Source organism: Salimicrobium salexigens, from assembly GCF_900156705.1.
In the GTDB taxonomy this organism is placed as follows: domain Bacteria; phylum Bacillota; class Bacilli; order Bacillales; family Halobacillaceae; genus Salimicrobium; species Salimicrobium album.
The window spans coordinates 23,929-47,222 of sequence record NZ_FTOK01000004.1 but is presented as its reverse complement, the minus strand read 5'-3'; the positions used below and the strand labels follow the sequence as shown (position 1 = coordinate 47,222).

The following is a 23,294-nucleotide window of genomic DNA, read 5'->3' as shown; positions in this document are numbered from 1 at the left end:
CATTATCAGATGAGACGTATTTACATAAGTTTGCCGAGCGGTCCAAGGTCGAGGTTAAGATCTTCATCGGTAAGATTGAAGACTTCCTTCAGCTCGTCCATTTTCGTCTCCAGGTTCATTAGGGCTATGCCTAATTCCTCTTCCTGCTCTTCTGTGAGTCTTCCGCCTTCCACTCTTCGGATGGCCTGACGTTCCACGAGATCCCTGAGAAGTTCAATAACCGTAAGTACAAGTTGCGCCAGCCCTTCTTCGGCGCCGGCTGGATCCAGTTCAATTTTTCCGCTCTTTTCCGGGACTCTGGCACTCTCCGGTACATTAGTCTTCTGTGGCACGTTCTAACGCCTCCCTTTCCTCATCGAATTTGATAGAAGCTATTTCTTTCTCCCTGGCTTCAGCAAGAGTTTCTACAGCAGCAATCAATATTTTTAAGTCTACATAGACAAGATCGATCCCGGCGATAGAGATGACCAGGTCCCCCTGGATAGCGACGCCTTTATACAGAACGGTATCCAGTATGTCTATAAGCGCAATGTCTTTATTTTCATAGGGATCACTAACCGCCATATGCTCTCCTCCTTACTCTTCCATAGTGGCAAAGTGGTAAGCCGGCCACGGTCCGGTCGCTTCAATCAGCCAGCCGTCTTCTTCTTTTTCTTTCTCCATATCCCTGATTTGATCGAGAAAGCTTTCCAGATCCTCACTAACCACCAGGAAGGCGGAATTCAGAGCCATTTCGTCTTCCCTTCCCGTTACATCTTTCTTCCAGTTCTTCTTCCTTTCCGAATCTTCACTGTATCCTGCTAACCTATCGTGCATCTCTTCGGCTTTCTTCTCCTGATCTTTGAACATTTCTTCCTCGATGAACTTATCAAGTTTTTTCTTCTCGAGGTACTGACGACCTTTACTCATCTGTTCGATTTCCTCACGTTTGGCTTTCACATTTTCGTTCGCTTCCGCCACGCGCTCATAAAACGTTTTCGGATTAATATAAGCTTTCACATTCCATTCTTCTTTCCCTTCAAGTGTTTGGAGGGTGTGTTGGAGGTGGTCTTCTTTTTCATCAATCATCTGTTTAAGACTTTCCACAGATTCAAAGATAGTGCCGAACTTCATCGGAAGGACGGTAGTATGACGTTGAAGTTCAAGAAGAGCTTCGTGGTGGTGAAAAGCTTTTTCCTGTATCCAGGCTGTATTGTTGGAATTCTCTTCCATTGCTGTCTCTCCGAATTCCTCTTCACTTACATCAGTGACGACAGCAGCCAGACCTCCGAAATCTTCGATATAAGGGAGGCTTTCCCCTTCTATCGCCGATTTTTCGGAATCCCAAATTTCACCGATTTCGTGTCCTTCCGGTATAATTCCATACAAATAAACTAGTTTTCCCATACATCTTCCCCCTACGAGTCCATCATTTCATCTATTTCTTCCAATTCCATACGTTTCGCCTGTTCATATCTTTCAAGCAGAACTGCTTCCTGCTCTTCGAATACCTTCTCATCCACTTCACCAAGCTCGTACATCATTTGAAGCTGCACAAGCTTCTGCTGAATGGTTTCGAGATCGTACAGTTCCTTGTCCACTTCCTCTTTCACTTTCTCTCCGACTTTCACGACGAGATTCAGCGGGGCAGTAGCAAGTTTATGAATCATGTTTAATTCTCCACCTTTAATTTCATATTAATGAAGTTATATGCAGGCCATGGTCCTGTGTAATGGAAGTCCACTTTATCTTTCCAACGTTCATGAAGTTCATTCACTGCTTCGTCGAATGCTTCCTCTTTCTCTTTTTCTATCAGGTAAGCACCGTTCAGCAGCATCTTTTCTCCGGAAGGTTCATTCGATTTAGCCGAAACCGCCTCAGATTCCAGTTTGGAATGGATATCCGTTTCCACTTCCTCCCGTTTTTCTTTTACGAGATTCGCAGCCATTTCACCAAGCTTCATCCGGTCAAAGTAGCCGGCTTCCTTGGATTTTGCATCCACCCGTTTCTTCTGGGCAGTCAGCGTTTCATTTCCGGAAGTCAATTCCTCCAGCCACTCCTTCTTCGCGGTAACTTTCAGACCCACTTCTATTTTCCCGTGTACTTCCGGGAACAATTTCACAAGTTCCGGATGCAGATTCTCAAGAAGTGCGTTTACATCTTCCTCGGACCGGAACACATTACCGAAACTGACCGGCACGACGTCGAACTCTTTTTTCATCATGCCTGAAATTACACCCTGGTGGGCAGTGAGATTTTTGCGGTTCGGTGTGAAAATACGTTTCGATACTGGTGCTACTACGGCGGCAGCTTCTTTAAAATTCACGGTATACGTTTCTGTCGTTTCTTCATCAAACGTAACCGGGCCGAAAGATTCCTTCTCTTCCGACCGGATGATACCAAAAAGGTAAATGCCATTTTCCTCTTTCACGTCATATTCCCCCTATTTTCTGAACAGTTCTTCAAACTCTTCGTCGCTCATATCATCCTCATGATGCCATAAAATGTCATAGCATACTTCACGGAAGTTAGGGTTGTCCCCTGAAACTTTCATCTGGTAACGATCGGCGACTTTGGCTATCATGAGTGGCAGGCGCACACTGCCGCCCTGTTCATTCTTTTTCTCTTCCGCGCGGGATACGATAGAAAGAATCATGCTGATGTCCTTATCCTTAAGCGATGTTTCGGAAGCCAGAACCTGGTGCTTTCTTTCTTCTTCCATAAGCTGAAAGCGCATCGTAATCATCCTGTCTCTCAGTGCGTCCTGGGAAGGATGGACTCCTGAGTATTCCAGAGGGTTACTCGTAAAAATCATCGCAAACTTCGGATGAACATCAATATAGGACGCCGTCCGTTTGGTGCCGAATAACGGAAGAATCCTCTCTTCGAGCACCGGCAGGAAAAGGTTGTTCACGGCCGGTGACGTTCTGGTGAATTCATCGTAAATGACCGTATGCCCCTGCTCGACAGCTTCATAAAGTCTACCCTTTTTCCAGGATTCCTCCACATTCTCTTCCACTTTCCGAACGGTATGAATATAATTATCATCCAGTTTATTACGTTTGTAGCCGCTGAAAGAACCTATCAGATCATTCGTGGAAAGATCTTCGTGACCGCTCATGAAAATAACCGGCCGGTTCCGCTTTTTCGCCAATTGAAGAGCGGAGGTCGTTTTACCGACCCCCGGAGGTCCTGTGAAATGTACGGGGAAACCCGTGTTCAAATATCTGAGGGAGCGTTTAATGAGACTTTCCTGATAATCTTCTTTTCGACGGGTAGTCACTGAAGCTCCCTCCTTCATGACGACTGCTCTTCAAGGTCTGTCCGGTAACGAAGGCTTACCCGCTGAAAACTTGATACTTCATCATCTTCGACGAACACTTCATATAGACCTATCATTTCATCATGTGCATATTTCTTCATATATTCTCTTTCTTCAACCACTTCCACCAGACCGCGATAGCCGCCTTCCTGCTGTTTCTCCATGGCGACTATCTTGTGTGGTGGGGCGATTTCATCTTCAAAAAATTCTCTAACGATTTTAATCGCCTTCATAACGAGAAAGCCCTCCTCACGTTAAACGTTGAATTCACTCTTTTCGTTCGATCCGCCGGATGAAGCGATTCTTGAAGATCCGCGGCTGCTCAGGCGTTCTTCTACACCTTCCACACCTTCATCTTCCACTTCATCACGCAGTAGACCTACTGCTTCTGCATATCTTAACCACGTATCCACACTTGCTATAACCACACGTGCTTCTACCGTGACAAGCTCTATACCTACTACGGATACACGGGCGTAAGCATCGATTACGATACCTTTATCCAAAATCCTGTCGATAACTTCGGCCAAGCTGGAACTGTCTGTTGACTTTTGTACTGCCATGTTTCATTCCTCCTTAAATTTGGATTCATACTTACCTTTCCCAATAGAACAGCTGTCTACACGACATTACATAATATTTCAATAAATAAACAATAGGCACTACGTCGATTTTCCTTCTATTTGCTCAATCGTTGTAGGACGGAATATGCGGTACTCCCTTTATATCTTTCGGTGTTTTTATATCGTTGACGCCTTTTATTTCATTGACGCTTTTCAAATCATCGGCGTGTTTTACTTTCTTGGTGGAAGAGCCGCCGATCTTCTCCTGCAGCTGTTCGCCGGATTCTTTCACTTCTTTCACTTTTTCACCGGCTTTCTCCAGCCCTTCCTGCATTTTTTCTTCCGCTTCGTCACTCTTTTCGTCCACATATTCCGCATTTTCCTGCACCTGTTCCTCGAGAGATTCCTTCATATCGGAAGCTTTTTCCTGGATGGATGCTTTGAACTGCTCTTTGGCAGTCTCCTGGACGCCTTCTTTCGCTGCTTCCCGCGTTTCTTCGACAGCTTCTTCCGGGTCGTCCGATTTTTTCAAAGCTTTCTTCACGTTAGGAATGACATTTCCAGCCAGTCGCACGAACTTTCCAGCTCCTTCTAACATAGGGACCTCCTTCCACGTTTTTCGGTTTTATCGAGTATTCCCTCTCTTTTTTAAATTAAACGTGTATTCGTGTTTTATAACAGATATTTAAAACGCTTACATATTTATGGTATAATTCCCGTAATTATATAAAAGGGGGTTCAGAATATGGAATTATTGCTTACTGATTTTTTGGACAGGGCCGTAACGGTTTACGGTACGAAAGAAGCTATCATCGACCAGGATGGTTATGCCCATACATATAATGAGGTATATAAAAGGGTTCAGCAGCTCTCTCATGGACTTTCGAGTCTCGGCGTGGAAAAGGGGGATCGTGTAGCTTATCTCGCTCCGAACACCCTTGAAATGTACGAAGGGTTTTACGGAGTGTTTCAGACCGGAGGAATCATGGTCTCCCTGAATACCCGCCTGAAACCGGAAGACTACCGCTTCATCCTTGACCACAGTGGCAGTAAAGTGCTGTTCGTGGACTATGAACTCGTGCCTTTAATCGAACCTATTGTAGAACAGCTTGACACCGTAGAGCATATTATCGTTCATGGCGAGGAAGAGGATAAAAACGGGATGCCGGGGTATGAAAATTGGCTCGCTTCTTTTCCCGACTCCGATTTCCCCCGTGCCGATGTAAAAGAGAATGATACGGCGACGCTTCTTTATACGAGCGGCACGACCGGGAACCCGAAAGGCGTAATGCTTACACATAGAAACAACTACCTTCACGCTCTCTCCATCCAGCATCATTTGAGAGTGAGCGATCAGGACAAACTTATCCATATTCTTCCGATGTTCCACGTGAACGGCTGGGGGTCCCCTTTTTACTACACAGCCAATGGTGCTACGCAAATCATGCAGAAAAAAGTCATACCCGAAGAGATTCTGGAAAAGGCTCACAAACATAACGCTACCGTTATGCATATGGCGCCTACGGTCCTTAACGGCCTGATCAGTAAATATCATGAAACGAAGCCCGAGACCCCCGATAATATGCGTCTGGTCATTGCAGGCTCCGCTCCGCCGAAGGCTTTCGTGAAAGAAATCGAAGAAGAAATCGGCTGGGAGTTTTATCAGGTCTACGGCATGACCGAATCCTCCCCGCTCAGTACCGCTTCCTATATATCTACGGAGGAAGAGTACGAAGGTGATGATTATTATGCAGCGAAAGCGAAAGCCGGACTTGAAGTGATCGGTACAAAAGTGCGGGTAGTGGACGAGGAAGGTGAAGAAGTCGCGAAAGACGGGAAAGAAGTCGGAGAAGTGATTGTAAAAGGACCCGGCGTAATGAAAGGCTACTGGAAGAACGAAGAAGAAACGAATCGCACGCTGCGGAACGGGTGGCTCTACACCGGAGATATGGGTACTGTGGACGGATACGGAAGAATCGCCATCACCGACAGAAAGAAGGATATCATCATCAGCGGCGGCGAAAACATCTCCTCTATTGAAGTGGAAAGTGTCTTTTATGACCACGACGAAATCCAGGAGGCGGCCGTCATAGCTCTTCCTCACGAAAAATGGGGAGAAACGCCGCATGCGATCATCGTACGCAAGGAAGGCTCCGAACTGAGCGAAGAAGAAATCATCGCTTTTTCCCGGGAAAAACTTGCCCACTTCAAATGTCCGACAGCGGTCACGTTTCTGGAAGAACTTCCGAAAACGGCAAGCGGAAAGATCCAGAAAGTGAAGCTCCGCAACCTGGCAGTAGAAGAATCATGATCAGCCCGCAGAAGAAAATAGCGTACCGTACTTTCCAGAAAACGATGAAAGCCTCCAGCCGTCTTCTTCCCTGGCGGCGTCCGGAACTTTATCAGGGGGAAGGAAGCGTTCTGTCCCTTGCCGAACAGCTCGGGAAAGACGGATTTGAAAGATTGCTGATCGTTACGGACAGCGGAGTAAAGACTTCCGGAATCATGGATGCTTTCCTCCAGAATATATGGGAGCAGGGCATTGAGTACGTCGTTTATGACCGGACCCTGCCGAACCCGACGCTTGATAACATCAGAGATGCGCTGCACGAATACAGCTATCATCACTGTCAGGCGATCATCGCTTTCGGGGGCGGCTCCCCGATGGATTGTGCCAAAGGGGTAGCTGCGAAAGTAGCCTGTCCTGACAAAACAATCGAAGATATGAAAGGGCTGTTCCGCGTGAGAAGAAAGACGCCTATGCTTATCGCTGTACCGACCACGACAGGTACAGGGAGTGAAGGGACGGCGGCTACCGTTATTTCCAATCCGGCACACCGGGAGAAGTATCCTTTGATCGACCTTTCCCTCATTCCCGATAAAGCAGTTCTCGATGTGGAGCTCGTTCTGAACCTACCTGCCCAGATAACGGCGACTACGGGGATGGACGCCCTCACTCATGCGGTGGAATCCTACATCGGAGGAAGCGGCACGAGGGAAACCCGACTCCTGAGCCGTAAAGCGGTCAGACTTATTTTCGGAAATCTGCTCACCTCCTATCATCATCCCGGTAACAGGGAGGCGCGTTTCGCCATGCAGCAGGCCGCCTATTACGCAGGTCTTGCTTTTACCAGAGCCTACGTCGGCTACACGCATTCCATCGCCCACACACTCGGCGGTTTTTACGGCACGCCGCACGGAGCAGCGAACGCCGCTCTTTTGCCTCACGTACTTGAGTATTACGGAGAGACCGTATACGAAAGTCTGGCAGACCTTGCTGCCAGTGCCGGCATAACGACTTCTTCGATGAACGACAGGGAAAAAGCCGAAGCTTTCATTACATCAATCAGGAAGATGAACGAAGAAATGAGTATAGAAGGGACTTTTCCGGAAATAAAAAAAGAGGATATCCCTGCAATGGTTGAAAAATCACTGCAGGAAGCACATCCTCTTTACCCGGTTCCTAAATTTATGTCTGCATACGAAATGACACGTATTTACGAAAAGGTAAGTGCACAAAAAGTATGATTCAGATTGCATCATTATCCGGACGATTCCGGAAGAAATACTGAACAGCCCCACCGGAAGCTATACCAGGGTTTCCGGCGGGGCTGTTTTCACGTCAATCCAGCTTTTTCGCTATAGCTTCCACCAGTTCGTCCCGGTCATCCAGACCCGTTATTTCTTTGAAAGCTCCGAGGATCCCCATTCTTGTCCGTAATTCTTTCAGCCTTACAGCTTCCTGGTCCTCGCTGTTTTCATAGGTGAGAGCAGACATGATTGTTTCTATAAGATTCACGGGGTCTTCATGCATCGTTTGAATATATGTCCGGGCCGGTTTCACGAGGCGGTCATCCGGGCCGAGCTTCCGTATCGGACCTCTGCCCACTCGGGCTACGAAGTCGGAAAGATCCGGATTGTTGAAACGTTCTATGATTTTTTCAATATACCGAAGCTCCCATAGCGCTGGATCCCATTCCTGCATCACAGGAGAAAATGATGCGGTCGACTTCCTTCTTGTCTACGTCCGGAACTTCTCCGGCACTCGTTGCAGCTGCAGTCGGCTCCTGTTCTGTCTTCTCTTCGCCGGTAGAAGTGATAGCGGAAGAAACGCTGCTCTTTTTCCCTTTCATTCCTTCCATCTTTTCGGTAGCTTCATTTAAATCGCCTTCTCCTTTTTCTTTACTGAATTTAAGGATTAACGAAGCGACAAGCAGTGAGGCAAGTGTCGCCGTCAAAATACCGAAAGCTACTCCTAAATGGTCACCGTTCGCAGTAAGACCGAGAACAGCGAACACACTTCCCGGGGATGGAGTGGACGTCGCTCCTACTCCCATAGCCACATACGTTGCCGTACCGGTCACACCACCGGCCATAGCCGCCAGGATAAGCGTCGGTTTCGCAAGAATATAAGGAAAGTAGATTTCATGGATACCACCGAAGAAGTGGATAACGGCAGCGCCCGGAGCAGTCTGACGAGATACACCCTTCCCGAAAAACATATATGCAAGCAGGACGCCGAGACCGGGACCCGGGTTCGTCTCAAGCAGGAAGAGAATAGACTTCCCTGTTTGCTGAGCCTGATCCACTGCCAGCGGACTTAAAATTCCGTGGTTAATCGCGTTGTTAAGAAAGAGTATTTTTGCCGGTTCAATGAATAAGTTGACGAGAGGAAGCACTCCCCAATTAATCATGAGTTCGACCGCTACCCCAAGCACAGTGGTGAGTCCCGCCACTACGGGACCGATAAGGAACAGACCGAATCCTGCCAATATCGCACCGGCAATTCCGGCGGTGAAATTGTTGATGAGCATTTCAAAACCGGAACGGATTTTCCCTTCAAGCGCATCATCAATAAGTTTGATGCTTAATCCGGCAAGCGGACCGATGATCATCGCTCCCATGAACATGGTGTCTCCGGTGCACCTACGATAACTCCCATCGTGGCAATTGCACCGAGCACTCCGCCCCGTATGCCGTGAATAAGACGGCCTCCGGTAAAACCGATCAGTAAAGGGAGCAGGTACGTAATCATCGGACCTACAAGTGAAGCCAGATCCTTATTCGGTAAAAATCCGTCTTCAATAAATAATGCCGTAATCAGACCCCAGGCAATGAAAGCCCCGATATTCGGCATGATCATTCCACTGAGAAAGCTTCCGAACCGCTGTACTTTTGCGCGGATTCCGCCCTGTTTTTCTGCTTGTTCCATCCTCGATTCCTCCTTTGTTGTTACCTTAATAATAAAGCGATTACATGGAGGTGAACAAGAAAACAAAAACACGTCTTTGTCACAACTGCGATGACAAAAATTAAAAGCGGAAATAAGCCCGGAGCATTCTCTTTATGAATTCACGATAACCACTTCTTCATTACCATCGTAAGCAGCGCCCCCGTGACAGCGAGTGCGGCAGCAAAGTAAAAAGGAGCGGTCAGCCCGGCCCCTTCTGCCAGCTTCCCGGACACGTAAGGGCCTGCAAAAATGCCAATGGCGTACAGCGACTGGAACATTCCCATTACTGCCATACCGTCCCCTTCCTTCCCCAAAGCAGCTGCCCGGCCAAGAAGGAGGGGGAGAATCATACCAAGCGCGAAGCCTGTACCTGCATGCAAAAGCAGGAAGCCTGCAAACGAAGCCGTGGGCAGAACTGCCAGAAAAACTGCAGAGAGCAGGAAACTTCCGAACACCAGACGTAATCCGCTTCCTTCCCTGAGAGGTATGTAGGCAAGAGAAAGAGACGTGAGCATATGCGGAAGAAAGAAGGCAACGACGAGCCACGTAATCGCCGATTCCGAATGCCCCTGTTCCACAATATAAAGAGGAGAAAAACCAAAAATAGTGATGAACAGGATAGCATAAGCAAAAAGCGATAGACCGGAGATCCCCCACACTTCTCCCATACCCAGCGTTTTCATAAAAATCTGCCGGAATGTCCGCTCGCCTCTCTCTGTGTCGGATTTCATTTCCGGAACGGCCAGTAAAAGGAGAGCTCCTATGACGCTGAATACGGAAGCGGCCCAGAATGGAAAGTCCCATCCGTACCAGCTGATCAGTACAGAACAGAGAAGCATACTGACGAATTGGGTGAACACGGTCATGAACTGCATCGTACTCATCGCCTGCGTACTTTTGGAGAGCGGGAAGTTCTGACCGTACATAATAGTTGCCATTACCCACATGGAGGCCGTTACTCCGGCGAGGAGACGTCCGATAAGAATCAGGGAAAACGTTTCGGATACAGCAAGAATGACTCCGCTTCCGGTACCGATCATGAATCCGAGCAGAAGCCACTTTTTCTTATTCCCGCTCATCCATTCAAGCAGTACTCCGAGCGGCCATCTGAACAGAACCTGAGTGATTCCGTATGCTCCGAGGATTATCCCTATCTCGGAGTAATAAAGATCGATACGTTCCAAATAGACGCTGAACGTAGGTACATATATGTAAGTTGCGAACCAGAAACAGAATATGGCACCGAGAAACATGACGTGCTCTCTCCCGGTCCAGAAATTATCTTTCATTTCACCCCTCCTACCGATGATTAGTTATTACCCGTTATTTTCAGGTTGAATTTTTGTTATAAAAAATAACCCCCGGTATTTCAGGAGTTATTTTCGGGAGCTGTTTCCTCTTGTTCCTGCGCTTCCTTCCATTCACGGAACGCATCCAGATCTTCGTTGATCACTCTCATCGTATAACCGAGAAGAGCAAGGTCATCCACGTACCCAAGCGGAAGGAAATCCGGCCACGCGTCTACGGGCGTCACGAAATAGAGAAGAGTCACTACAACCATAACGATCGTTTTGTTGGATACATCTCTGTATTCTCCCCGTTTGTACGCTCTGAGGAGAGAAGCCAGAAGCATGATCTTCTCTACAGCTTCCTTAAGATACCCTTCATTTTTCTCAGCTTTCTCTTCCGCATTTTGAAACAGCTGTTTCATCTTGGACGGATTCGACATGTATTCTCTTACTGTTCCTCTATTCTTTCCCATGAAATCACGATAAAGTTTTTTAGGGTCGAACTTCTTCTTCATAATGCTATCACTCCTTCTAGACTGTTGTTTTCCCTTACCCTTCACCTGTAAACGTTCCTTTTCGAACGAATATTTCCCGGGAAATGGGGAAGTTCAATTGCTATTCCTTCTTCCCCTCTGTAAAATAAAGCAAAAAGGAGGTTTACGATGAACGTTCCTTCGCTATTTCGGACAGCCTTCACTCTGGTAAGACTCATCGCCGTGCTTTTTTCAAGCTTCGCAGCAATTATAGCCACCATTCTGCCTATGTATCTGTACTATTCCTATTCTGCAGGAGAGCTTACGCTCGTTCTCCTCTTACTTCTTGCAGGAGCGTTACTTATCCACGGGTTTCTCACACACGTACTGAACGACTATGCCGACAGTATGTCCGGCACGGATGATAAAAGCCCGGGTATTCTTTCAGGAGGAAGCCGCATTATTCAGAATAACCTCGTTACTGCCGGGATACTCCTCAAAATCGGCATCATTTCTATTATCGTCATTCTTACTGCAGGCATCGTCCTCTTTTTCTCCGGTTACATAAAAATAGCTGTTTTATTGCTGATAGGACTCTGGAGCTCCATTACCTACTCCATGTCTCCGCTGAGACTGGGCTACTATCCATTGGTCGGGGAATGGTTCTCCATGTTTCCTGCTGTGTTCTTCATAGGGTTTGCAGGTCCCTGGATCGTTATGGAGTCGCCGCCCCTCTGGGCATATCAGAACGCCCTCCTCATAGCTCTGTTTACTCAGGCCTGGGTCATGGTCCACCATATTCCGGACCGGTTTGCGGATGAGAATGCTTCACCTCCCAAAATTACGACTGTCGTATGGATGAAAAATAAATTCGGAGACACGTACAGCCGTGCACCCGCCCTCCTCTATTTTCTTTTATGCAGTCTCTGTGCCTTTTGGATTTTTATGGAACGTCCCGTTGCGGGCGCCGGTGCAGCTGTTCTTTCTTTTGCCTCCGTCTTTATCGTGCTGCAGTTGAACCTTGAAGACAACGAAGATGTGTCGCAAAAAGAAAAGATGCTGCTCATTCTTACCATGACTGCGGCTTTATGGACCGGTCTGTTTATTTAGGAAAGAAAGCCTCTCCCTGCAAATATTTCCCGGGGAATGTAAGCGGTTCGTTGATATTCCTCCCTCCCCCCCCTGTAAAATAAGGCAAAAAGGAGGTCTATGATGAATGCTTCTTCGATATTTAAGACAGTATTCCCCATGCTCAGAATCGTCGCCGTACTTTCTTCAAGTTTGCCGGCTATTATAGCTGCCATGTTACCTATATACCTATACTACTCCTTTTCCCCGGCAGAACTTACTGTCGTAATTTTACTGCTCCTTACGGGTGTGGTACTAGTGCAGGGAGTTTTGACGCACGTGCTGAATGATTATACCGATTATATGTCAGGGACAGATGCAGAAAGCCCTGCTATTCTCTCCGGGGGAAGCCGCATCGTACAGAATAACCTGGTCACTATCAGAACTCTTCGCACGATCGGTCTCCTTGCCATAGCCACTATCGTCACTTTAATCGTTATTTTCTTTTTGACCGGCTACATAAAAATTGCTTCTCTGCTATTAATCGGGTTTTGGAGTTCCGCCAGCTACTCCCTCCCGCCTGTAAGGTCGAGTTACTACCCCTGGGCCGGGGAATGGATCTCCATGTTTCCTGCGTTTTACTTCATAGGACTTGCAGGTCCATGGCTCGTTATGGAATCGCTGCCGCTCTGGGCTTACCAGAATGCTCTTTTAGTAGCTTTGTTCAGTCTGATTTGGAACATGGTCCATCATATTCCGGACCGTTTCGCAGATGAGAATGCTACACCGGCTAAAATTACAACCGTTGTATGGATGAAAAATAAGTTCGGGGATAAGTACAGCAGCCTTCCTGCTCTTCTTTATTCCATTTTATGCAGCATCTGTGCCTTCTGGGTTCTTCTGGAACGTCCAATAGCAGGGGCTGGAGCGGCTATTTTATCTTTCGCAGCCATTTTCATCGTGCTGCGTATGGATGTTGAAGACAATGAAGATGTTTCACGAAAACAAAAGAAATTATTCCTTCTCACAGCAATCGTCGGTCTGTGGTCAGGATTATTCATCTGAAAAACACAGGGAAGGAGAGCCGTTCAGAGGCTCTCCTTCATTTCTTTTACAATCGACTTTTTCCACTGCTCTTTTTGCCGTTCATACTGTGCTTTCAGTGTGGAAGCTTTCTCTTCTTCCCCTGCCTGCTGTAACTGTTCGTGCAGATCCTGAAATTTTTCATCCGTTTTCTCTTCCAGTTTTTTTGCAGCCGGCTCATATTTTTCATACATATCAAGGTAGGAACTCTCTTCTTCCAGGTCTTCTTTCACCTCTGTCTTAAGTTCTGCAAGCCGGTCTTCCGCCTGGGTGAGTAAACTTTCATAGCTGTCTTTCACATTCGACTGTTCACGATTCGTTTCGAGATTATAGTCGTCTTCTACAATTCTGCTTATTTCCGGGTCCTTTATCTCGTTTCCGGAAGTGAGGAAAAAGGCGCCAAATACCCCTCCCGCTACGAGAAAAGCAATAATCAAAACTCCGGCAGCATACTTCACCAGTCGGACACCTCACTCGCACTTATATGTGCAGTATTATTTTTCATCACCCGGTTTCACTTCCTCACCGTTTTTACCTTTGAATCTGAGGCCCCAGCCGGTCCAGCCGGCAACGAACATTACGATAAGAAGCCCCCATCCCTGGTAAACGAACGGGAATACTTCCATCGGCGATACGACTGTAACGTAGTCGTAGTTTTCGGCCGCCGTCTGAATCGTTGTCCACGCAAGCAGCACGCCCGCACTCCACGGAAATATGTAGCCGAGTGCCGAAGTTACAGTATCCAGAAAGTTAGCCCGGCGGTAGGGATGGATATTCATTTCCTCTCCTATTTTTCTCACAAAAGGTGCAGCTGCAATTTCAGCCGCCGTATTGATTGTAATGAATACGTTGAGAAAAGCTACAATTCCGAACATGGTAAGCTCTGCGCGCCGGACGACGTTTTTGATGATTCCGAGAAAGAAATCTTTGATTCTCTCCATTGTGCCTGCTGCTTCCAGCAGATGAGCCGATGCCATAATGAACAGTATGAGAATAGCCATATTGAAGTAGCCGCTGATCCCTTCGATAAGAGCTCCTTCGACTACCGCATCTCCTGCACTGTTTTCATAGATGTTAAGTACACTCGTAAGAGGCACGTCCATGAATAAGATGAAAACGATGACGGCAAGAATCCCCCAAGTAAGCGAAGTGATCAGATGCTGGCCGTTAAGTGCCAGGTAAAGAACGAGCGCAAACGGAATCAGCATAAGAAGACCGCTCGCAGCCACTTCACTTTCCAGTTCGGCGACAAGAGCAGCATCTCCTGTCTGACCGCCTCCCCCGGTGAAATAAAACAGCAGGGCTGCCGGGACAGCTGCAAAAACCGAGTATTTGAAACGGGAACGCACAACACCGGGCACGTCTGCGTCCTGAGTCGTTGCGGATACGATGGTCGTATCGGAGACCGGCGCAAGGTTATCTCCGAAAACGGCACCGCTCAAAATAGCAGCCAGCAGAATAACGGGGTCCGCACCGAGGACGATCCCTGCCGGATACATAAGGATACCGAACGTGGCCACCGTCCCGTACCCTGTACCTACAGCAGTCGAGAAAAGAGAAGCGAGCAGAAACGTAAGTACGACGTACCCTCCCCCTTCAAGACCTGTCTGGAAGCCGAACCAGATAAGCCCGTCCACGAGACCTCCGGCCGAAAGAAGAGTGGCGAACATACCGGCCCAGAACCAGGCGATGATGGCAACAATACCCACAGGCTGCGCCATACCACTGATCAGCGACTGGGCATAGTCCGCCCATTTGGACTTGACGAAAAACAGCCCGATCCCGACACCGATGACTATACCGAGTATCAGTGCCCGCTCCGTGACGAGATTTGTCACACTGAGCGTAATCGCCCATATAATGAAAAAAACGAGTGGAATCGTGGCAGCGAACGGTCCGCCACGAAAATCCAGTCGTTTTACTTCTCTTTCTCCAGTAGCTTCATTAATCGCGTCGTTACCATTCATACTTCTCCCACCTAACTATTCCTGTGTTTAGTTTAAAAACTCCTCAAGCTGCTGCCTGTTTTCGACGATATCCGCAAGCGTGTACGCATCAAGCACTCTCAGAAATTCTCTGAGCGCTCTCCCCGTGATACTTTTCAGTTTACACACGGGAGAAATGACGCAGTAATCCGTATCGCAACTGAAGCACTCAAACAGATTGAAGTCATCTTCCATCACCCTCACCACTGCCCCGACGTTGATGTCCTCCGGGGGCCTGGCCAGACGGATGCCGCCGTTTCGGCCGCGCACCGTTTCCACATACCCCGATTTCTGAAGTTCATGGACGATTTTGGCAAGATGGTTCATCGATATCCCGAAAGCTTCGGAAATCTCTTTCTTACTGGCCAGTTCCCCGTCCTCTTTCACCGCGGTGAACATAAGAACGCGCAGAGCATAGTCTGTATATTTCTTTAATCTCATATTTCATTCCTCATTTTCACTTTTCTCGTACCACTTATGGTATCATATCCGCTTTTGATTCCGTTAACAAAATATTCATAAAAGACTCTGCAAACCCATTGCTATTCATTTTAAATACTACTATCATAAAGATATATTAAAAATACATCTTTTGGAGGTTGAGAATATGGCTACTCAAGTAACAAGCCGTTTAGATGAAAGAACAAGAGAAATTGTGAAAGCGACCGTACCGGTGCTCGCAGAACACGGTGAGGCCATTACCACCCACTTTTATAAAAGAATGCTCACGGAACGTCCCGAACTGAAAAACTATTTCAACATGACTCATCAGAAAGACGGGAAGCAGCCACGTGCGCTTGCGAACGCGGTCTATGCTGCCGCCAGCCACATTGATGATCTTTCCGCCATCGCTCCGGCCGCTGAAACGATTGCTGAAAAACACGTTAGCCTGAACATTCGTCCGGAACATTATCCGATTATCGGAGAATATCTTCTTAAAGCGATCAAAGAAGTTCTTGGGGACGCAGTAGATGAAGAAGTCATTGACGCCTGGGAACTCGCCTACGGAGAGATAGCCGACCTTTTCATCAGTATCGAAGATGGGAAGTACAAAGCAAGTGCCTGGACGGGATACCGTCTTTTCACTATCCATAAAAAAGTGAAAGAAAGTGAAGAAATCACCTCTTTCTATTTGAAACCGGAAGACGGAGGTTCTCTCCCTTCCTATCGGCCCGGTCAGTACATCGGTATCAAAGCGGATATCCCTGATTATCCGCATACGCAGCGCAGACAATACAGTTTATCCGATGCCCCGGGCAAGGACTATCTGCGCATCAGCGTCAAGCGTGAAGGCGGAACGGAAGAAATTCCTGCCGGGCTCGTCTCCACCTGGCTTCATGACCAGGTACAGGAAGGGGATGTCGTGCCGATAAGTGCACCTGCCGGGGACTTTTACCTCAATGAGTCCACTTCCCGCCCGGTCGTATTACTGAGTGGAGGTGTCGGCCTCACTCCTCTCATGAGTATGTACAAGAAAACACGGGATGAACGCGACGTTTACTTCATTCATGCTGCCAGAAACGGTGGTGTCCACGGGTTGAAAGAAGAGATGGACGGTGAGCAGACGTACGTCGTCTACGAAACACCTTCCGAAGAGGATAAAACGCTTGCCGCTTACGATAAAGCCGGATACGTAGATCTCGACTGGCTCAGAAACGTCGTACCGAAAGAAGCGGACTTCTACTTCTGCGGCCCTGAAGGATTCATGCGTGCCATGAATGGAGCCCTGCACGAATGGGGAATTCCTGACGAACAGGTCAATTATGAATTTTTCGGCCCTAAAGGCACTCTGTAAATTTTATAGAAACAAACTCCGGTAACGAAGCAGTACCGCCCGCAGAAAACAATTTGTTTTCTGCGGTTTTTTCATGTAGGAACGTATAGGGACGGCAGCATGAGTATTTAAAAGGAAAGCCCTCTCTTTCTTCATCGAACCCCGTTATACGGGTGTATATCCCGTAATCTTAAATTATTCAGAATATTTACTTTGTTGATAAAGTTTGCAATAAGTAAAGGTATCTTATAAGAGGGGGAAAATTGATGGAAAAGTGGTCAGGTCTTTTAATTATTTCATTCTTCATCTTGTTACTTGCAGCCTGTGGTTCATCCGAAGAGAGCGATGCCAACGAAAGCAAAGAATCATCCGGTGATGAAGGGAAAAGCGGGGAGTCATACACTGTCGCCACCGATAACAACTTCGTCCCTTTTGAATTTCTGAACGAAGATACAGGTGAAATGGAAGGTTTCGATATGGATCTTATCCGCGCCGTAGCCGATGAAGCCGGTTTTGAAGTGGAAATCGAATCCATGAAGTTCGACGGAGTGGTGGCCGGTATGCAGTCCGGACGATATGATATCGGAATTGCCGGTATGACTATCACCGAAGAACGTGCGGAAACGATCGATTTTTCGGAACCATATTATGACGCCGGACTTACAATCGCCGTTCAGGAAAGCAACAGCGATATCAAATCGGAAGATGACCTGGCAGGAAAGAAAGTCGGGACACGTTCCGGTACTACGAGTGAGCAGTACCTGAAAGAAAACCATCCCGATGCCGAAGTTGTCACTTTTCCGGGTATTGTGGAAGCATACATGGACCTGCAGGCAGGACGGGTGGACGCAGTCATGTATGACGTCCCGAACGTTAAGTACTACGTAAATAACGATGCCAAAGGTGAGCTGAAAACGGTCGGCGAGACGCTTCAGGGAGAACAGTATGGTATAGCTTTCCCTAAAGATTCCGAACTTGTAGACCCTGCCAACGAAGCTCTTCAGACACTGATCGACAATGGAACGTATGATGATATTTATGAAGAGTGGTTCGGTGAACGTAAATACGGCACGGAATCCTCGGAATAAACCAGCTCAGGCGTAGCGGTATTCTGTTACGCCTGATTTTTACCATTTCAATCATCCATTCATAGTGAAGGAGCGTTCGTTTACATGGAAGCAATTATGGAGTCTCACTACATACGGGTACTGCCTTTCCTGTTCGAAGGGCTGATCTGGACTCTGATCATTACCGGAGTCGGTCTGTTTTTCGGATTCATTCTCGGAGCCATCTTCGGAATGGGACGATTATCTAAAAATAAACTCTTTTACGGGATCTCTTCTATTTACGTGGAGGCTCTCAGAGGGACACCGATCCTTGCCCAGATCCTGTTCATTTATTTCGGTCTCCCCGACCTTCTCGGGTTCAATATCGATAAAATCAGTGCGTCCATCATAGCGATTTCATTAAATGCCGGAGCCTACATAGCAGAAATCGTCCGTGGTGCCGTCTACTCCATCGATAAAGGACAGAGCGAAGCAGGCCGCTCCATCGGTCTGACCAGGTCTCAGACGATGAGATATATCATATGGCCCCAGGCTTTCAAACGGATGATTCCGCCTCTTGGAAATCAGTTCGTTATCAGCCTGAAAGATACATCCCTTTTCTCGGTAATCGCTGTGGGAGAACTGCTGTATATGGGGCAGCAATACTACGGTACCACTTTCGCCGCTTTTGAAGCTCTCACGATGGTCTGTCTTCTCTACCTTGCAATCACGGTGCCGACAGCCCTGTACCTTCGTAAAGTGGAAAGGAGACTGGATGTATGAGTGAAATGATTACAGTGAATAACCTGCATAAATCTTTCGGAAAAAACGAAGTGCTGAAAGGGATCGACATGAAAGTGAAGGAACAGGAAGTCGTGTGTGTCATCGGGCCATCCGGTTCGGGTAAAAGCACGCTGTTACGCTGTCTGAATCTGCTCGAAGAGGTGACTTCGGGGGACGTATTCATCGAAGGCGACAACCTTACCGGCAAAAACGTAAACATCAACGAAGTACGTACGCGCGTAGGAATGGTCTTTCAGCACTTCAATCTTTTCCCGCACATGACCGTAATGGAAAATATTACGATCGGGCCGATGAAAATCAAAAAAGTTTCCAAAGAACAGGCCAGAAAAGAAGCCATCCCGATTCTAAGGAAAGTCGGCCTCGAAGAAAAAGCGGACGTTTATCCTGAGAGCCTCTCCGGGGGCCAGAAACAGCGTGTAGCCATCGCCCGTTCTCTTGCGATGAACCCGAAAATCATGCTTTTTGATGAGCCGACCTCGGCCCTCGACCCGGAACTGGTGGGAGACGTTCTCGAAGTAATGAAAGATCTGGGGAAAGAAGGTATGACCATGGTCGTCGTTACACACGAAATGGGATTCGCCCGTGAGATGGGAGACCGGGTTATTTTTATGGACGAAGGGGTTATTATGGAAGAGGACATTCCGGAGAATCTGTTCGGGAACCCCCAGCATGAACGGACCAGAGAGTTTTTAAGTAAAGTTTTGTGAAAGTATAGAAACAGAAACCGAACATTCACGCCGACGGCGATGATGTTCCAGGAACAGCACATAGACTTCTGCGGAGCCGGATCGGTCCCTGCCACCTTTAAATCAGCCGATATGACTGATTACGGCAGTCTGATCCAAATTCGCGAAGGACTTATGTTCTGTTCTTTTGTTATGGTTCCGAAAATAGTAGTTCCGGCTAAAAACCGAACATTTATTTTATAATTAAAATATTGTTCGGTTTTTACTTTGACAAACATCCAAAATTCCTTTACATTATTCATAGACCGAATGATAAACATAAACACATAAAAAATATTCGCTTTTAGAGGTGAAAAATCATGGAAAACGTTTTTGACTATGAAGATATACAGCTGATTCCTTCGAAATGTATCGTTTCGAGCCGTTCGGAATGTGACACTTCCGTTTCGCTCGGAAAACACACGTTCAGATTACCGGTCGTACCGGCCAACATGCAGACCATCGTGGACGAGTCCCTCGCTAGGAAACTCGCGGAAAACAATTATTTCTACGTGATGCATCGGTTCGAACCGGAGAAACGGCTGGATTTCGTACGGGAGATGAAAAAGGCCGGACTCATTTCTTCGATCAGTGTCGGCATAAAAGATGAGGAATATGACTTCCTTGACACGTTGAAAAAAGAAAACATGGTCCCTGATTATATGACGATCGATATTGCACACGGTCACTCGGACGCTGTTTTGAACATGCTCCGCTACATTAAGAAAGAACTGCCGGAAACTTTCGTTATCGCCGGGAACGTAGGCACACCGGAAGCTGTGCGTGAACTCGAAAATGCCGGAGCGGACGCTACGAAAGTCGGTATCGGTCCCGGTAAAGTCTGTATCACGAAAATGAAAACCGGTTTCGGTACCGGAGGATGGCAGCTGGCTGCAGTCCGCTGGTGCTCAAAAGCCGCAACGAAACCGGTGATCGCCGACGGAGGTATCCGCACACACGGAGATATAGCCAAGTCGATCCGCTTCGGTGCAAGCATGGTCATGGTCGGTTCTCTGTTCGCCGGTCACGAAGAATCTCCCGGAGACACGAAAGAAGTGGACGGCACTCTTTATAAAGAGTACTTCGGCTCTGCTTCCGAGTTTCAAAAAGGTGAGAAGAAAAACGTGGAAGGTAAAAAAATAGTCGTGGAACATAAAGGGAACATCAAAGACACCCTTACGGAAATGGAACAGGACCTTCAGTCCGCCATCTCCTACGCAGGAGGAAGAGATATCGAAGGACTGCGCCACGTCGATTATGTAATCGTCAAAAACTCGATATTCAACGGAGATAGAATCTGATTTTCTTTTTCATATAATAGCAGGGATATGGCCTGCGAGTTTCTACCGGTCCCCCGTAAAGGGACTGACTATGAAAAAGCTGTTACGTGCCGGGAAGGACTCTTATTTCGGGAATCCTTTCCGATTCCGCTTATGAGGGAAACACCCCTGTAAGAGACGCGTCTGCTTTTTCACAGCAGATGCGTCTTCTTTATTTATAAACGAAAATGTTTGGTCAAAACCCTTTGTTAGGAGATGCTGCCTTATGAAAGCACTTGAAGAAAAAATAAGAGAAGAAGCCGTGGTCCTCTCGCCTTCTGTCATTAAAGTCGATTCTTTTCTGAACCACAGTGTGGACCCTTCGTTCATGAAGGATATCGGGGAAGCTTTTTACACGAAATTCAAAAATGAACCCGTCACGAAAATTATAACGCTGGAGTCCTCAGGTATCGCTCCTGCTGTCATGACCGGACTGTTTTTTGACGTACCGGTCGTGTTTCTCAGAAAACAGAAGTCACTGACTCTGAACGATCAGCTGTTCACCGCAGACGTATATTCCTATACAAAAGAAACGACGAACAGCATAAGTATATCGAAGGAGTATCTTAGTGAGAATGATCACGTACTGATCATTGACGATCTTCTCGCCAACGGCCAGGCCCTTAAAGGAATGATCGATATCGTACGTGAATCCGGCGCAGGGCTGGCCGGATGCGGGATTGTCATCGAAAAAGGCTTTCAAAACGGAGGTTCCGACTTAAGAAAGAGCAATATCCGCATCGAATCACTGGCGATTATAAGCGAAATGACCGAAGAAACGATCACTTTTTCTGAGAGGGAGGAAGATTGATGAAAACAGCTGCACTCGGTTTCCAGCATCTGCTCGCCATGTATACAGGCGCCGTCCTCATTCCGCTGATTGTAGGAGGCGCTCTCGGCCTATCATCCGCCCAGCTCACTTATCTCGTCGCCATCGATCTGCTTATGTGCGGGGTCGCTACTATACTGCAGGTGATCCGGACGAAATGGTTCGGCATCGGTCTTCCGGTCGTTCTCGGATGTACGTTTACAGCGATAGGTCCGATGATTGCGATAGGAGGTCAGTACGGAGTATCGGGTATATACGGGGCTCTCCTCGCCTCCGGACTTCTCGTCATGCTGTTCGCCCGCTTCTTCGGGAAGCTCGTCCGTTTTTTTCCGACCGTCGTGACAGGAACTGTCGTCACGGTGATAGGAATCACTCTCATACCTGAAGCAATCAAAAATATGGGCGGCGGCGAAGGAGCAGAAGATTTCGGTTCCGCATCCAACCTTCTTCTCGCGTTCGGCACGCTTGCCGTCATCATCGCTCTGTACCGGTTTTCAACCGGATTCACGAGAGCCATTTCCATCATGCTCGGACTCGTCGCAGGCACCGTAATTGCCGCTTTGTTCGGAAAAGTGGACTTCCAGGCTGTCGGAGAAGCTGATGTATTCCACATGGTGGAACCTTTCTACTTCGGGATGCCCACTTTTCACTGGTCGGCGATTTTGACTATGACGCTCGTCGCCATGGTCTCCCTCGTCGAGTCCACAGGCGTCTATTTCGCCGTCAGTGATATGAGGGACGAAGTTCCGGACGAGAAAGACCTCACCCGCGGGTACCGTTCGGAAGGTCTTGCTATCTTTCTCGGCGCCGTCTTCAACGCTTTTCCATACACAGCTTTCTCTCAAAATGTCGGACTGATGAATATGACGGGGGTAAAGTCGCGGAAGGTTATTTTCACAACGGGAGGTATGCTGATCATCCTCGGTTTCCTTCCAAAAATCGCCGCGGTCACTACTGTCATCCCGACACCGGTTCTCGGAGGTGCGATGCTTGCGATGTTCGGCATGGTAATTTCCCAGGGCATCAAAATGCTCAGCCCGGTTATCCGCGATTCCACGGAAAACTCGATGATCGTCGCCTGTTCCATCGGAATGGGGCTCGGTGTAACGACCGTTCCCGAGCTTTTCCGTTCGCTTCCGGAAGGCATACAGATTCTGACAAGTAACGGTATCGTAGCCGGAAGCCTGACCGCCATCGTTCTCAACATCGTCTTCCACGCCTCTTTTTCGAAAAAAAGCGCAGTGGAAGTGCCGGCTGCCGAAAGAGCTTCCTGAACTATTCCGAAACAGTACATGGACTCCTTACGGGGAGCGATGTGCTGTTTTTTTATTATTTCCACGGACTCTACGTATGCCGACCGCTCCTGTTCAGAACGAGGAAAACCAGCAGTACTGCGGTTACAACGCCTATGCTGTCGATGGCCACGTCGCTGATCTGCCCGCTCCTCCCCGGAATGAATGTCTGGTGGAACTCATCAGTTGCAGCGTACAGCACGGCTACGGCAGAAGCTTTGTACCACCTGCGAAAAGCACCGTAAAGAAACAGCGTCAAAAGGAAATAAGCAAAAACGTGTGCGCCTTTTCTTACGATATAATGCAGGGTTTCCTCTGCCGCGGGAATCGCCGAGAACAGAGCTGCAACAATTGAACTCAGCTGACTCGACTCCTCTCCCGCCTGATGGGATAAGTAAAAAATGCATGCCATCCAGAGAATGGCAAGAACTCCTGAAATTTTCTGAACTTTTGACATGACCCGGCCACTCCCTTTCCTATATAATAATACCTAATCACAAGAAAGGAGTC

Annotated in this window: 28 protein-coding genes, 1 pseudogene and 1 riboswitch; of the genes and pseudogenes, 12 read left to right on the top strand and 17 right to left on the bottom strand. The window is 47.8% G+C overall.

The features are described 5' to 3' along the window. Positions 1-20: 20 nt before the first annotated feature. The 9 genes from BW931_RS05845 to gvpQ all read right to left on the bottom strand — a co-directional run bounded on the left by BW931_RS05845 (position 21) and on the right by gvpQ (position 4,462). The gene (locus BW931_RS05845) at positions 21-332 is read right to left on the bottom strand and encodes a gas vesicle protein K (RefSeq protein WP_076570753.1); all 312 of its coding nucleotides are present in this window, start codon (positions 330-332) and stop codon (positions 21-23) included. After that, complete coding sequence (locus BW931_RS05840; RefSeq protein ID WP_076570751.1) at positions 316-564, bottom strand: gas vesicle protein; 249 nt, start codon at positions 562-564, stop codon at positions 316-318. The genes BW931_RS05845 and BW931_RS05840 overlap by 17 nt, the downstream gene beginning before the upstream one ends. Before the next feature lie 12 nt (positions 565-576). Next, a complete protein-coding gene (locus tag BW931_RS05835; protein ID WP_076570749.1) occupies positions 577-1,386 on the bottom strand; it encodes a GvpL/GvpF family gas vesicle protein in 810 nt (269 codons plus the stop codon). 11 nt (positions 1,387-1,397) lie between these two features. Continuing rightward, positions 1,398-1,649, bottom strand: coding sequence for a gas vesicle protein GvpG (locus BW931_RS05830; RefSeq protein ID WP_076570747.1), 252 nt, complete (start codon positions 1,647-1,649; stop codon positions 1,398-1,400). Between the two features lie 2 nt (positions 1,650-1,651). Next, on the bottom strand, positions 1,652-2,410 hold the full coding sequence (locus tag BW931_RS05825) for a GvpL/GvpF family gas vesicle protein (RefSeq protein ID WP_076570745.1): 759 nt from the start codon (positions 2,408-2,410) through the stop codon (positions 1,652-1,654). A gap of 12 nt (positions 2,411-2,422) precedes the next feature. After that, entirely contained in the window at positions 2,423-3,262 is an 840-nt protein-coding gene (gvpN, locus tag BW931_RS05820; protein WP_076570743.1) for a gas vesicle protein GvpN, read from the bottom strand. A 14-nt stretch (positions 3,263-3,276) separates the two neighbouring features. Continuing rightward, on the bottom strand, positions 3,277-3,534 hold the full coding sequence (locus BW931_RS05815; RefSeq protein ID WP_008586912.1) for a gas vesicle protein GvpR: 258 nt from the start codon (positions 3,532-3,534) through the stop codon (positions 3,277-3,279). Positions 3,535-3,555: 21 nt separating this feature from the next. Beyond that, complete coding sequence (gene gvpA, locus BW931_RS05810) at positions 3,556-3,864, bottom strand: gas vesicle structural protein GvpA (RefSeq protein ID WP_076570741.1); 309 nt, start codon at positions 3,862-3,864, stop codon at positions 3,556-3,558. A gap of 124 nt (positions 3,865-3,988) precedes the next feature. After that, positions 3,989-4,462 (bottom strand): gas vesicle protein GvpQ, encoded by a 474-nt coding sequence (gene gvpQ / locus BW931_RS05805; RefSeq protein ID WP_076570739.1) that lies wholly within the window; start codon positions 4,460-4,462, stop codon positions 3,989-3,991. 147 nt (positions 4,463-4,609) lie between these two features. On the opposite strand from gvpQ, the gene BW931_RS05800 reads away from it, so the two are divergent. Further along, a complete protein-coding gene (locus tag BW931_RS05800; RefSeq protein WP_076570737.1) occupies positions 4,610-6,175 on the top strand; it encodes a long-chain-fatty-acid--CoA ligase in 1,566 nt (521 codons plus the stop codon). After that, positions 6,172-7,392 carry an iron-containing alcohol dehydrogenase gene (locus BW931_RS05795; protein WP_076570735.1) on the top strand — a complete coding sequence of 407 codons (1,221 nt, stop codon included), beginning with the start codon at positions 6,172-6,174 and terminating at the stop codon, positions 7,390-7,392. The genes BW931_RS05800 and BW931_RS05795 overlap by 4 nt, the downstream gene beginning before the upstream one ends. A gap of 94 nt (positions 7,393-7,486) precedes the next feature. Here BW931_RS05795 and BW931_RS05790 read toward each other — a convergent pair whose 3' ends face one another. From BW931_RS05790 to BW931_RS05770, 4 genes and pseudogenes are all read right to left on the bottom strand, one after another. Next, the gene (locus BW931_RS05790; RefSeq protein WP_076570734.1) at positions 7,487-7,849 is read right to left on the bottom strand and encodes a mannitol dehydrogenase family protein; all 363 of its coding nucleotides are present in this window, start codon (positions 7,847-7,849) and stop codon (positions 7,487-7,489) included. Then, a pseudogene (locus tag BW931_RS05785) lies at positions 7,812-9,076 on the bottom strand (PTS mannitol transporter subunit IICB); the annotation flags it as partial. The gene BW931_RS05790 and the pseudogene BW931_RS05785, both read right to left, overlap by 38 nt. Positions 9,077-9,216: 140 nt before the next feature. Next, positions 9,217-10,386: an MFS transporter gene (locus tag BW931_RS05775; protein ID WP_008586895.1), complete on the bottom strand. Its 1,170-nt coding sequence runs from the start codon at positions 10,384-10,386 to the stop codon at positions 9,217-9,219. Positions 10,387-10,466: 80 nt separating this feature from the next. Further along, on the bottom strand, positions 10,467-10,901 hold the full coding sequence (locus tag BW931_RS05770) for a YkvA family protein (protein ID WP_076570728.1): 435 nt from the start codon (positions 10,899-10,901) through the stop codon (positions 10,467-10,469). A 147-nt stretch (positions 10,902-11,048) separates the two neighbouring features. Here BW931_RS05770 and BW931_RS05765 point away from each other — a divergent pair, with 147 nt between their 5' ends. Together BW931_RS05765 and BW931_RS05760 are read left to right on the top strand one after the other, a co-directional pair. Next, positions 11,049-11,969 carry a prenyltransferase gene (locus BW931_RS05765; RefSeq protein ID WP_076570726.1) on the top strand — a complete coding sequence of 307 codons (921 nt, stop codon included), beginning with the start codon at positions 11,049-11,051 and terminating at the stop codon, positions 11,967-11,969. A gap of 102 nt (positions 11,970-12,071) precedes the next feature. Continuing rightward, on the top strand, positions 12,072-12,992 hold the full coding sequence (locus BW931_RS05760) for a prenyltransferase (protein WP_076570724.1): 921 nt from the start codon (positions 12,072-12,074) through the stop codon (positions 12,990-12,992). A 23-nt stretch (positions 12,993-13,015) separates the two neighbouring features. On the opposite strand, the gene BW931_RS05755 is transcribed toward BW931_RS05760, so the two are convergent. From BW931_RS05755 to BW931_RS05745, 3 genes are read right to left on the bottom strand one after another with little or no spacing between them, the layout of a single operon-like run. After that, positions 13,016-13,468, bottom strand: a complete 453-nt coding sequence (locus BW931_RS05755; RefSeq protein WP_076570722.1) for a hypothetical protein — start codon at positions 13,466-13,468, stop codon at positions 13,016-13,018. 36 nt (positions 13,469-13,504) lie between these two features. Beyond that, entirely contained in the window at positions 13,505-14,977 is a 1,473-nt protein-coding gene (locus BW931_RS05750) for a Na+/H+ antiporter NhaC family protein (protein WP_076570720.1), read from the bottom strand. Positions 14,978-15,004: 27 nt separating this feature from the next. Beyond that, positions 15,005-15,436, bottom strand: coding sequence for an RrF2 family transcriptional regulator (locus tag BW931_RS05745; RefSeq protein WP_076570718.1), 432 nt, complete (start codon positions 15,434-15,436; stop codon positions 15,005-15,007). Between the two features lie 166 nt (positions 15,437-15,602). On the opposite strand from BW931_RS05745, the gene hmpA reads away from it, so the two are divergent. The 8 genes from hmpA (at position 15,603) to BW931_RS05710 (ending at position 22,766) form a co-directional block, all read left to right on the top strand. Further along, complete coding sequence (gene hmpA / locus BW931_RS05740; protein ID WP_076570716.1) at positions 15,603-16,790, top strand: NO-inducible flavohemoprotein; 1,188 nt, start codon at positions 15,603-15,605, stop codon at positions 16,788-16,790. A gap of 245 nt (positions 16,791-17,035) precedes the next feature. Then, on the top strand, positions 17,036-17,857 hold the full coding sequence (locus BW931_RS05735; protein ID WP_076570714.1) for a glutamine ABC transporter substrate-binding protein: 822 nt from the start codon (positions 17,036-17,038) through the stop codon (positions 17,855-17,857). Positions 17,858-17,941: 84 nt separating this feature from the next. After that, complete coding sequence (locus BW931_RS05730) at positions 17,942-18,598, top strand: amino acid ABC transporter permease (protein ID WP_076570712.1); 657 nt, start codon at positions 17,942-17,944, stop codon at positions 18,596-18,598. Positions 18,599-18,603: 5 nt separating this feature from the next. Next, positions 18,604-19,326 carry an amino acid ABC transporter ATP-binding protein gene (locus BW931_RS05725; protein ID WP_076571092.1) on the top strand — a complete coding sequence of 241 codons (723 nt, stop codon included), beginning with the start codon at positions 18,604-18,606 and terminating at the stop codon, positions 19,324-19,326. Between the two features lie 42 nt (positions 19,327-19,368). After that, positions 19,369-19,548 carry a hypothetical protein gene (locus BW931_RS13675; protein WP_234972587.1) on the top strand — a complete coding sequence of 60 codons (180 nt, stop codon included), beginning with the start codon at positions 19,369-19,371 and terminating at the stop codon, positions 19,546-19,548. 116 nt (positions 19,549-19,664) lie between these two features. Next, on the top strand, positions 19,665-20,645 hold the full coding sequence (guaC, locus tag BW931_RS05720; RefSeq protein ID WP_076570710.1) for a GMP reductase: 981 nt from the start codon (positions 19,665-19,667) through the stop codon (positions 20,643-20,645). Beyond that, positions 20,635-20,736, top strand: a riboswitch (purine riboswitch). It overlaps the preceding gene by 11 nt. 153 nt (positions 20,737-20,889) lie before the next feature. Beyond that, complete coding sequence (locus BW931_RS05715) at positions 20,890-21,474, top strand: xanthine phosphoribosyltransferase (protein ID WP_008586871.1); 585 nt, start codon at positions 20,890-20,892, stop codon at positions 21,472-21,474. Next, positions 21,474-22,766, top strand: coding sequence for a nucleobase:cation symporter-2 family protein (locus BW931_RS05710; RefSeq protein ID WP_076570708.1), 1,293 nt, complete (start codon positions 21,474-21,476; stop codon positions 22,764-22,766). The genes BW931_RS05715 and BW931_RS05710 overlap by 1 nt, the downstream gene beginning before the upstream one ends. Before the next feature lie 70 nt (positions 22,767-22,836). Here the strand turns inward: BW931_RS05710 and BW931_RS05705 are convergent, their stop codons facing one another. Beyond that, complete coding sequence (locus tag BW931_RS05705) at positions 22,837-23,241, bottom strand: VanZ family protein (protein WP_076570706.1); 405 nt, start codon at positions 23,239-23,241, stop codon at positions 22,837-22,839. Positions 23,242-23,294: the final 53 nt, after the last annotated feature.